The following is an 11383-nucleotide window of genomic DNA, read 5'->3' as shown; positions in this document are numbered from 1 at the left end:
TGATGTTTAGTATAAATAGATTACCAGTAACTTCCTGCCAGAAATGTAAGCCTGATGAAAGCAAAGGTAAATTGTAAACTTAAGTCTATGGTTTGAGAAAGGTCTTCCAGCTGTTCATCATTATAAAACACAGCAAACATTCCGTCTTCAAAAGCCTGAATAACATTTTCCTGCGCTTTGTCTACATCCGCCTTTTTTAAGTTATAAATACTTCCAAAACCTGCTTTTCCGGTATCTGTAAGAATATTGAGATAATGATCCTGAGGAGTTTTAGTATAGTCTTCATCTTCCAGCTCAAATGATTGTGCATTGAATGCCTCCACTTGCTGCTGAACAACCAGTTGTAATAAATGCTGTAATGTAATGTGTGAATCCTCGTAATTGATCTCAATTTTTTGTTCCGAAAGAACAGGGTGTTTTTTCCCCAACTGCTTTACAGTGACCTTTATTTCCATATTTGAACTTAGTGTGATTAAATATAGGAAAATTTTGCAGTGCTATTGGATCAATTTGAGATTTTATGATGAATATCAAGAAAAGCAGAGCGAAAATTTTTAAATACAGATTGTTTTAATCCTATGTTTTGGCTAAAGCCGTTGACTTGAGTATTGATAATAAAAAAAACGGGCTAAAGCCCGTTCCTATTCATTTGATGATCTATATCGATTATTTGATCACTTAATTATATTATTAGTCCGCTAAAAACAACAACTCCGTTACAGGTAATACCCTTTTTGAGCGTTGACATGAAGAATATGAATAGATTATGGGTAAAATATTCTCAGAAAAAAGAAAAAACCACTTTTATTGAACCTTAGAAACAGGTATAAAATAAAAAAGTACACTTTTAAAAAGTGTACTTTTCTTGGGTGAATGAGGGGTCTCGAACCCCCGACCTTCGGAACCACAATCCGACGCTCTAACCAACTGAGCTACAATCACCGTTTTGTGAGTGCAAATATAGGAAAGATTTTTTAATTACCAAACAATTCCTTCAAAATTTTTCATTGCAATTAACTTCTCAGACGTAAATCCCTCAGCATAAGCAACTCCCGATAAACGTCCTAAATCCTGTGCACGGTAAGTTAAGCTCTCATAAAAGTCTTTTGTTGTAATTGGAGTTTCAGGTTCCTTAGAAGTGGGGTCATAAAACTGAGTTTTATAAGCCATACAGGCTGCAAGTTTTTTGTCAAGATGTTCTGAGATATCAATTACAAATTCCGGTTTGATATCTTTCCATTGAATGTAATGAAAAACATGCTTGGGTCTCCAGACTTCCTGGCTCTCGCCCTCCTCTACTGTTTCAATTTTTCTCAGTCCGGACAAGAAGCACGCATCCGACACTAATTTCGCTCCTTTTGCATGGTCCGGATGTCTATCATCAATCGCATTAGCCAATACGATTTCCGGGCGGTATTTGCGGATCATTTTTACGATCCTCATCTGATATTCTTCAGAATTGACAAGAAATCCATCTTTCATTCCTAGATTCTCTCTTGCAGAAAGACCTAAAATCCTGGCAGCGTCTGCTGCTTCCGCTTTTCTTGTTTCATCTGTACCTCTTGTTCCGAGTTCTCCTCTTGTAAGATCTACAACAACACATTTTTTTCCTTCAGAAACCATTTTAGCAATAGTTCCGCCACAGCCTAATTCTACGTCATCAGGATGTGCTCCAAAAGCAAGTATATCAGTTTTCATGTATCCAAAGATAAGGTTTAAAATAAAAACTTCCCAAACATTACGAATGGGAAGTTTTAATATCTATAATTTAAATTTTAAATTACTTATTGATTTCTGCATTTAATTTTACAGCATCCTGATATGTAGGATCAAGCTGTAATGATTTTGCTACATAATCTTTAGCTTTTGCAGCATCAGAATCTTTATTCATGTACGCTACAGCAAAATAAGCATAAGCTAGAGTTTGCTTGTTAGCTTCCTGATCAGCAGGTTTCACAGTAGAAATAAACTTCTCGTAAGCAATTTTTGCTGCCTCGTTATTTCCAGCCTGTTGGTAAGAATATCCCTGGCTGTAATAAGCAGGTGCCCAATCTGGAAGAAGTGCACTCATTTTCTGCCAAGTAAGAATTGCTCCATTCCAGTTTTTAACATCCTGATAAGCGGTTGCTAATTTAAATAAAGCATCAGAATCCTGAGCATTAGCTGCAACTTGTTTTTTCAAACCTTCAATAGTCGGGTTAGTTGGTCCTTTATCCGCTTCTGCCTGAGAAGCACCACCACCTCCTGCAATATTAGCTAATTCAAGATCCCACTTCATGGTCTCATCTTTAGCAGCTTTTGCAATAGCAATTTTTTGTTGAGATTCAGTAGTTAAAGCAGATTTTTTAGCAGCATCAGTTTCTGTTTTTGCTAATCCAGCAGCAATAAGTCCCTGTAAACCTTGATCTGCAGGTAATACTCTTGTTTTTTCTGCCTGAGAAACAAAAGTATCCATATTTTGTTTTGCTTCAGCATAGTTTCCATCAGCATAAGACTGGTACGCTCTTAATTTGAATTTGATAGGATCTTCAATTTTATCAAAGATTTTATCCAATACTGTTTTAGAGTTTGTATAATCTTCGTTAGTGAAATATAATTTAGCAATTTCTAACTGAGTATATGGATCTTCATCAGCATATTTTGTATAGTTGATAAGGTCTTGTGTAGCCTTAGCATTTTGCTGATATCTGATATCGTAAGATGCAAGCGCTTTATAGGCAGGTGCATAAGTAGCATCTACACCGATAGCTTTATCAATGTTCTGCTTAGCTTGTTGCCATTGTTGAGCAGCCATCCATAAGGTAGCCATTCTCGTATAAACAGACGCTTTGTTCTTAGCCAATGGTAATGCTTTATCATATGCTGACATAGCATCTCCCGGCATTCTTTTCAATCTGTAAGCATCTCCTAATGTATAATAGTAATGTGCAGGAACTCCTTTTTTCTCTGCTTTTTCAATCGCTTTAGTCAGGAACTGAATAGCAAGATCAGGCGAACTGTTTTTTTCAAATAATGTTAATGCTTCAGCAGCTCTGAACAGTACTTCAGCATCTTTTTCTCTTGAATCGGTTACTACTTTCTGAATTTCAGCAATAGCACTTTTATCACCTTTACCTAGTTTTACAGCAGCTAAACCAATCTTGTTAAGATAACTCTTTCCGTCAGCAGCTACCCCTTTGTTAAAGCTTTCAATAGCTTTAGCATAGTCTGGTTCACCCTGTCTTAAGAAAGTATTTCCTAAATAGAAGTAGTTCTCAGCAGTAGGCTCTTTAGTGATCATGTCAGTGAAGTTAGTTTTTGCCTGAGCAAATTTATCACTGTCTATACTGTTGATACCATCCTGCAGTGTTTGTGCAGAGGTAAAACCGGCAAAAAATACCACAGCTGCTCCAAAAGCAATTTTCTTTACATTCATATTCATTATATCTTTCATTTTATATTTCTAAATATTTGAGTTATATTCTACACAATTTTCAGACCAAAATAATACTTTTTGATAGGGTATATTGTGAATTTAATAATTTTTAACGCATTTGTACCTCTCTACGGTATACGTTATAAGGCTGTAAACCTTCTTTCTGAACAATTTTCTGCCCCAAATGAGTACATGAAAATCTCATAAATCCGTTAGCGATGTTAAAATTACCTTCATTTGCCAGAAAATAAAGAACTCTTGTAAATGGATATTCCATTGAACGAAGCCCTTCAAAATCAGGAGTGTACTGCTTCCCTTTCTGTACTACAGGAAGCACCTTAACCATTTCTCTTAATTTTTCAGAAGCTTTATCGTAAGGGCGGCTAAAGGTATTTAATCCCACCACTCCAATTTTATCAGGATACTGACCCAATTCTTCTATGATTTTCTTATTCCCGGGGATAATTGAAAACTTAAGATCTTTCGGCTGTTTTTTCAGCTTTTCAGCAACAAAATTCAAATTACTGGAATTCGTACCATCGAAAATAAAATTTTTGTTCTCTGATAACATTCCCTCATTAATCTCTTCCATTGAAATGCTTTCCTTGGGAGAATTTTTAGGAACTACGAAAACCACTGCGTCCGCTGCAAACTTTGAGGGTAAGAACTTTAAATCAGTTCTCTCTTCGTAAGTTTTCACTTCCTCTGTAGTCAGGTTTCTCGACATTACAATAACCTTTGCCTTCCCATTCAGGAGGTCAAGAAGGCCTAAATCCTCTTTTTTTGTAGCAACTTTAATACGTGTTTCCGGATAATTGATCATGTAGCCGTCGGCTAATGCTTCTGTAACACTTTGAAAAGATTCGTCAGTAAAAATTGTAAGGTCACCTTTATTGTAAGACGGAGATTTCTCTTCCTTTTTGCAGTTGATGAGCATTATACTCAGAATAAAAACAACTACAATCTTAAAACTATTCTTCATTCTTCGATTTTTTAATTTTTGAAATCGCCCTGTAAATCCTGAAAATTCCATAAATAATCAGAACAGTTCCCATTGCATAGGCAATAGCAGGTTCCAAAATTGTAAAAAAGAATTTATAGATAATGACTACAATTCCTAAAACGATATAAAACAATCCCGTAACCAGGGATAACCAATTGAACATCATGTAACAAAAATACAAAAAAAATAAAAAGAGAAGCATATGCCTCTCTTTTTATTTATATTATGAATAAATAAGTCTAATTATTCAAAGTTCATAGTAAATGGAACGCTATAGTAAGATCTAACGCTTTCTCCATTTCTTTTCGCTGGAGTCCACTTTTTAAGTTTCTTAACTACACGAATCGCTTCACTGTTAAAGTCGCCATTTGGAGATTTCTCTTCAATGGTAACACCAGAAACAGTTCCGTCTCTTTCTACAACGAACTTAAGCTTAGCTTTAAGCGTACCTTCACCTCCTTCCATTAGAGAAGTATCGAAGTTATCCCCTAAGAACTTTCTTAGTGCACCCATACCTCCAGGATATTCTGCAGACTGGTCTACATCTTTGTAGATCTCGTTAGGATTATTCGCTTTTACTTCCACAGTACTAGCTTTAGTACCTGTAGATGGTGGTGGCGGTGGTGGCGTATAAGCCGGAGCTTTAACCCCCTCCTGATTGTTCAAACCAGTTGTTGTTTCCAACTGCTTAGAAATCGGTGGTGGTGGAGTTTCAATTTTCGGAGCTTTTACAGGCTCAGGAACCACGTTCTGAATTACCTCAATTTTCTCCTCTTCTTTTGGAGGTGGAGGTGGTGGAGGTGGTTCTTCTTCTTTTGGCTGCTCAATAATTTTATCTTCCTGAAGAATTTCTACCAAGTCTGCCTTCACTTCTTGCTTAGGTGGCTCAGTAAGTCTCTTAATGGTAAGATAAATAAAAGGAGACAATGCCGCAACCAGGAATAATGCCGTTCCAACAATAAATGATTTTGTCAGAAGTCTCGGATACTGATGTCTAAGATCATAGGCACCATATTCCTTGTTTCTATTTTCAAATACAATCTCGTCTAAAGTAAGATTCTGATTGTATACATTTTCATCTGCCATAGATTTTTACAATTTTATGGTTAAATTACTTTGTTGCTGGTGCTGCAGGAGCTCCAGAGTTACCAACCTTCTTATTATAAACGGCTAGCTCCCAAGGCTTCACATCGGTTACCCCGTATTGCTCACTTTTGGTAATTGCCATTTCGTCAAGAATATCTACAAAGTTCTTATATACAGCATCGTCAGTCGGTTTGATAATAACAGTAAATTTCGTTTTATCTGCCGCGTTTGCTCTTGCCTGCTCAATTACTTTTCTAATCCCTTCTCTATCGAAAGAAGTTTCATTAAGATTCTGATCAGTTAAAGAAGTATTATCCTGCTGATGCCAAAAAATCCTATTGTCTTTACCCAATAATAAGGAAATTGAGTTAGAAAGTTTAATTTCTGTTGGAGGTGGTTTCGGTTGATCCTTTTTAGGTTTAGCCGGAAGACCCAAATCCATTACATTCGGTTTACTAAATGTGGTTGTGAACATAAAGAAGGTAATCAATAGAAAACCCAAGTCCACCATAGGAGTCATATCGACTCTGGTATTCTGCTTCTTGGAACGTACTTTGCCGCCTTTGCCGCCTTTTTCCTGTACTTGTACTTCTGCCATTTCTAATGATATATTATGGTTTACCTTCTTGTGATGTAATCAACCAGAATTTAAGAAAATCAATATCTCTTAAACCTTCAAATAGGCTTTTAACTTTAGGATACTGAGTCGTAACATCACCCTTGATTGCTAATTTGTAATCAGGATTTACGCTCAAACTCTGCTGTACCCAGTCAACTAACTGCTTATTTGTACTATCCATAGGAATCCCTTTAGGACTCCTGAAATTTTTCTGCTCCTCATCTGACAAATCGAGATAGCTTTTCAGTTGGTTCATAGGAACCCCAATAGCTTGTACTTTCTGAAATGATGCTTTTTGTTTGTTGTCAAAAGTAATATTATACTTTTGGCCCATTTTGTCTAAAAGCTGTAATCTCTCTGATGCATTTTCTACTGGCTGGAAATAAAATTTTCCGTCTGGAGTAGCGTTGATAGTCATCAAACTTGCGTCAGGAAGTAACTTCTCTGATATTGAAGATGGCGGTTTAATCTGCTCCACGTCAGGTTTTTTAAACTGAGTGGTCAAGATAAAGAATGTAAGTAGTAGGAACGCAACGTCACACATCGCGGTCATGTCCGTCACTACTCCATGTCTTTTTGGTTTGACTCTCGCCATTATTATAAAATATTTTTAATTAAACTTCTTTTAATTGCCAATGCAAATACCTTGCTAATTCTTAGTTGAATTCAGCAAAAGACTGTTGGATACTCATAGAGATCTCGTCGATCTTGTAAGTTAATCCATCAATTTTAGAAGTAAAGAAGTTGTAAAGGATAATAGCGATTGCTGAAGTACCAATACCTAAAGCTGTGTTAATCAATGCTTCAGAGATACCTGTAGAAAGTGCAGCAGCATCTGGAGTACCTCCTCCTGAACCTAATGCGAAGAATGCCTTGATCATCCCGATTACCGTTCCTAAAAGTGCGATTAGCGTAGCAACCGTACCTAAAGTAGAAAGGATCATCATGTTTTTCTCAAGCATTGGCATCTCAAGAGTAGTAGCTTCTTCGATAGCTTTGTTAAGAGCTACCATTTTCTGCTCTTTATTTAAAGTTGTATCGTGAGAAAGAGCTTTGTAAGTAGTAAGACCTTCTTTTACTACGTTACCTACTGAACCTTGTTGTCTATCGCACTCTTCAAGAGCTTCATCAATTTTGTTTTGGTTTAGTAAGCTTCTTACTTGTACAACGAAGTTGTCTAAGTTTCCTTTTCCGGCAGCTTTACCAAGTACGAAATATCTTTCAAAAGAGAAAACAATTACCGTAATCATGAAAGTAATCAAGATTGGTACAATAACCCCTCCTTTGTAGATAATACCTAAAAACGACTCTGGGTGAATGTCTTTTCCTTCAACACTTGAGAAAGCTACAGAACCACTACCTAGTTTGTCTGCATCTTTAAAGTTTCCTGGGTTACCAAGAACGAATAAATAAATACAAATTCCTATAGCAAATAGAATAGGAATAATAACAGCTGGATTTAAACCTCCCGCTTTTCTAGCAACTACTTGCTCATCATTTTTTGAAACATTCATTTCCATATTTAACTAAATTATATTGTTTTAAATTTTTACAGGGTGTAAATTAAAGGCAAAATTAATTAAAATGCAAGAGTCTTAATTAAACATTTTGCTTTTTTTTGATAAAGAAAAATTAATACGATTTTAAAATAATAATTATTCTTAGATATTTTATATATTTTTTCCAAATTTAACATTTGAGTTAAAAAATCAAAAAAATTAGCACCCCATTTTTTTTAATTTCCCAATGTTAATTTTTTTTTAAATTACGATATTCACAATACGGTGAGGGACAACAATGATTTTTTTAGGGGTTTTACCTTCCAAAATCTGTTGCATTTTTTCATTTGAAATCACCAAATCTTCCACCTCCTTAGCAGATAATTGAGCAGAAAGGGAAATTTTGAACTTCATTTTACCATTTACACTTACCGGATATTCAATTTCATCTTCAACAAGATATTCTTCATTTAATGCTGGAAATCTTTCAAATTCGATAGATGTAGCGTGTCCCAGTAAGCTCCAAAGCTCTTCACAGATGTGAGGTGCATACGGAGAAATGATAACGGCTAATGGTTCCAATATATTGCGTTTGTTGCATTTTATTTTCTGTAGCTCGTTTACAGCGATCATAAATGATGACACCGAAGTATTGAAAGAGAAATTCTCAATATCAAAAACTACCTTCTTTATTAAGGTATGTAAAACTTTATATTCCGCCTTGGTAGGTTCTTCCTCAGAAACTTCAAATACATCTCCGTTAAAATACAGATTCCAGAATTTCTTAAGGAAACCATAGACTCCACTTAGCCCCTGTGTATTCCAAGGCTTAGATTGTTCTAAAGGTCCCAGGAACATTTCATACAGTCTTAAACCGTCTGCTCCATATTCTTCACAGATATCGTCCGGGTTAACTACATTGTATTTTGATTTGGACATTTTTTCTACTTCACGGTCTGTGATGTATTTTCCATCTTCAAAAATAAACTCTGCATTGGCATAGTCTGGTCTCCATGCTTTGAACGCTTCTGTATCCAATTCATCAGAAGTTCCTTTTAATAAGGATACATCAACATGGATTTGCTGAGTCTTATAATCGGCTGCCAGATTTTTAGAAACATATTGATTGGTTCCGTCTATTCTGTATACAAAAGCACTCATTCCTAAAATCATCCCCTGGTTGATCAGTTTTTGGAAAGGTTCATCATGGTTGATCCAACCTCTGTCTTTTAAGAACATATTCCAGAAACGGGAATATAACAAGTGTCCTGTTGCATGCTCACTACCTCCTATATATAAGTCTACCTGTCCCCAATAATCTGAAAGATCCTTTGCACAGAACTCTCCGTCATTCTGAGAATCCATATATCTAAGGAAATACCATGAGCTTCCAGCCCAACCCGGCATGGTAGACAATTCTATTGGGAAAATAGTTTGATCATCAATTAAATCTGTAGAGACCACTTTTTGGTTTGCCTCATCCCACGCAAATACTTTTGCATTTCCTAATGGAGGATCTCCATCTTCAGTAGGTAAATATTTTTCAACTTCTGGAAGTTCCAATGGTAAAGCAGAAACCGGTAACGTATATGGCATCCCTTCCTTATAATATATAGGAACAGGTTCTCCCCAATAACGCTGTCTTGAGAAAATGGCATCACGCTGTCTGTAGTTTGTTGTTCCATGACCAATTCCTCTGTTTTCGATTTCTGAAATCATTTTCGACTTGGCATCATTATAATGCAGTCCGTTTAGGAAATCAGAATTGACACAGACAGAATCTTTAGAATCAAAAGATTTCTCCTGAACGTCTTCTTCAGTCTCCACCACTTTTTTAATTTCCAGGTTAAATTTCTTAGCAAATCTGTGGTCACGTTCATCATGGGCAGGTACAGCCATTACAGCTCCTGTTCCATATCCCATCAATACATAATCTGAAATATAGATCGGCATCTTCTCATTACTGAAAGGATTTACTGCATAACTTCCGGTAAAAGCTCCGCTCACGTTTTTCACGTCAGCCATTCTGTCTCTTTCTGTTTTTTTGGAAGTTTCTTCTATATAAGTATCTACTTCCGCTTTTTGGGCAGCTGTAGTAATGGTTTCCACTAATGGATTCTCCGGAGCCAACACCATAAAAGTAGCACCAAAAATAGTATCAGGTCTTGTGGTGAAAACTTCAACGATCTCATCATGACCTTCTACCTGAAATTTCACCTGAGCACCCTGAGATTTTCCAATCCAGTATTCCTGGGCATCTTTCAGAGGCTGTGGCCAATCCAATTGGGTAAGCCCTTGTAACAATCTTTCAGAGTAGGCAGAGATTCTCATACTCCACTGCATCATTTTTTTCTGGAATACTGGGAAACCACCTCTTTCAGACTTTCCGTCTTTTACCTCATCATTTGCCAACACGGTTCCCAAAGCAGGGCACCAGTTCACCGTTGTTTCTGCTCTGTAGGAAAGACGATAATTTAATAAGATATCTTCTTTATCCACATCAGAAGCATTCACCCATTCTTCTGCGGTAAAGCTAAGTTCATCATTTTGATTGGCATTCAGCCCTTCTGTACCTTTTTCTTCAAAATGTTTGATTAAGGTATCTATAGCTTCTGCCTTATCTGTATTTTTATTATACCAAGAGTGGTACAGTTGGATAAAAATCCACTGTGTCCATTTATAATAAGAAGCATCAGACGTTCTTACTTCTCTGCTCCAATCGAATGAAAATCCAATTTTTCTTAATTGCTCTTCGTATCTGTTGATATTTTGTTCTGTAGTGATTGCCGGATGCTGTCCTGTCTGGATTGCATACTGCTCAGCAGGAAGCCCAAAGCTATCATATCCTACCGGGTGGAGAACGTTAAACCCCTGGTGTCTTTTATATCTCGCATAGATATCCGAAGCAATATATCCAAGCGGGTGACCTACGTGAAGCCCTGCCCCGGATGGATACGGAAACATATCGAGTACATAAAATTTAGGTTTATCTGTGTTATTGGAAGTTTTATAGGTTTGATTTTCCTCCCAGTATTTCTGCCACTTTTTTTCTATCTGCTGATGATCGTAAAACACTTTATATATATGTTATATGTTAGACTTTAACTATTGAATGTCATTTTCTTTTAACAAGATTCACAAAATTAATGATTTTAAAAGAAATAAAAATTTAATTTATTATTAATTACCAATCGGTACCCAACAAAAAAATCTCATCCTGGGATGAGATCTGCTTTATATCTTGAAGTATACTTATTAAGGCTGAGGAATTCTCTTGAAAGTATAGGTTCTTGTTTTAAATACAGTCGGATCCTGTGTTTCTTCTCTTACTGCTAGATTGAGCGTTGTAGCATCGAGGGTAACCACTTTTGCAGTAACCGGCTCTACAATCCCCTGATACTTTATCTGTACAGATTTACTGCTTTTATCATAAGTATAGGTGAAATTTTTATCAGAAATAATAGCACACTGCCCTGGTGTAGCCGTATCTCCCCAGTCAGTTCTTTTGCCCAGAACGTCAGTATTGAACCTCCATCTGGATTCTTTCTGACATGTGGAATACGTAATAACATCCGAAACCGGCTGCTCATTTACTTCCACGGTGGTAACCACTTCCTTTAAAGGCTGCCAGACCCCCACAATAGGTGCCTCCATGACAGGATCTTTATCATCATTACATCCGGTAGCTACAAATAATGATAACCCGGCAAATAGTAGTGCTAATTTCTTCATAGATCAATTTTTTCAAGGGCTAAAATTAT

At 36.5% G+C, this 11383-nt stretch carries 11 protein-coding genes and 1 tRNA gene; all 12 read right to left on the bottom strand.

The features are described 5' to 3' along the window. Positions 1–20 precede the first annotated feature (20 nt). Entirely contained in the window at positions 21–455 is a 435-nt protein-coding gene (locus DRF57_RS00655; RefSeq protein WP_052188606.1) for a hypothetical protein, read from the bottom strand. Positions 456–867: 412 nt separating this feature from the next. Then, positions 868–943: transfer RNA gene (locus DRF57_RS00650), tRNA-His, on the bottom strand. Positions 944–978: 35 nt separating this feature from the next. Continuing rightward, the gene (gene bshB1, locus DRF57_RS00645; protein WP_047488840.1) at positions 979–1698 is read right to left on the bottom strand and encodes a bacillithiol biosynthesis deacetylase BshB1; all 720 of its coding nucleotides are present in this window, start codon (positions 1696–1698) and stop codon (positions 979–981) included. 82 nt (positions 1699–1780) lie between these two features. Then, positions 1781–3433, bottom strand: a complete 1653-nt coding sequence (locus DRF57_RS00640; protein WP_047488837.1) for a tetratricopeptide repeat protein — start codon at positions 3431–3433, stop codon at positions 1781–1783. A 91-nt stretch (positions 3434–3524) separates the two neighbouring features. After that, positions 3525–4397 carry a PstS family phosphate ABC transporter substrate-binding protein gene (locus DRF57_RS00635; protein WP_047488833.1) on the bottom strand — a complete coding sequence of 291 codons (873 nt, stop codon included), beginning with the start codon at positions 4395–4397 and terminating at the stop codon, positions 3525–3527. After that, positions 4387–4584 (bottom strand): DUF308 domain-containing protein, encoded by a 198-nt coding sequence (locus DRF57_RS00630; RefSeq protein WP_174772373.1) that lies wholly within the window; start codon positions 4582–4584, stop codon positions 4387–4389. Before DRF57_RS00630 ends, DRF57_RS00635 begins: the two co-directional genes overlap by 11 nt. A gap of 77 nt (positions 4585–4661) precedes the next feature. After that, positions 4662–5504 carry an energy transducer TonB gene (locus DRF57_RS00625; protein ID WP_047488826.1) on the bottom strand — a complete coding sequence of 281 codons (843 nt, stop codon included), beginning with the start codon at positions 5502–5504 and terminating at the stop codon, positions 4662–4664. A gap of 25 nt (positions 5505–5529) precedes the next feature. Continuing rightward, positions 5530–6102, bottom strand: a complete 573-nt coding sequence (locus DRF57_RS00620) for an ExbD/TolR family protein (protein WP_047488822.1) — start codon at positions 6100–6102, stop codon at positions 5530–5532. A gap of 13 nt (positions 6103–6115) precedes the next feature. Continuing rightward, positions 6116–6718, bottom strand: a complete 603-nt coding sequence (locus tag DRF57_RS00615) for an ExbD/TolR family protein (protein ID WP_115916343.1) — start codon at positions 6716–6718, stop codon at positions 6116–6118. A gap of 61 nt (positions 6719–6779) precedes the next feature. Next, positions 6780–7643, bottom strand: a complete 864-nt coding sequence (locus tag DRF57_RS00610; RefSeq protein WP_047488818.1) for a MotA/TolQ/ExbB proton channel family protein — start codon at positions 7641–7643, stop codon at positions 6780–6782. 240 nt (positions 7644–7883) lie between these two features. Further along, positions 7884–10697 carry a leucine--tRNA ligase gene (gene leuS / locus DRF57_RS00605; protein ID WP_115916341.1) on the bottom strand — a complete coding sequence of 938 codons (2814 nt, stop codon included), beginning with the start codon at positions 10695–10697 and terminating at the stop codon, positions 7884–7886. Positions 10698–10877: 180 nt separating this feature from the next. After that, positions 10878–11354: a lipocalin-like domain-containing protein gene (locus DRF57_RS00600; protein WP_047488812.1), complete on the bottom strand. Its 477-nt coding sequence runs from the start codon at positions 11352–11354 to the stop codon at positions 10878–10880. Between the last annotated feature and the right edge of the window lie 29 nt (positions 11355–11383).

The sequence above is a fragment of the Chryseobacterium rhizosphaerae genome (assembly GCF_003385455.1).
GTDB classification, from domain to species: Bacteria; Bacteroidota; Bacteroidia; order Flavobacteriales; family Weeksellaceae; genus Chryseobacterium; species Chryseobacterium rhizosphaerae.
This window is presented reverse-complemented; position numbering and strand designations above follow the sequence as displayed.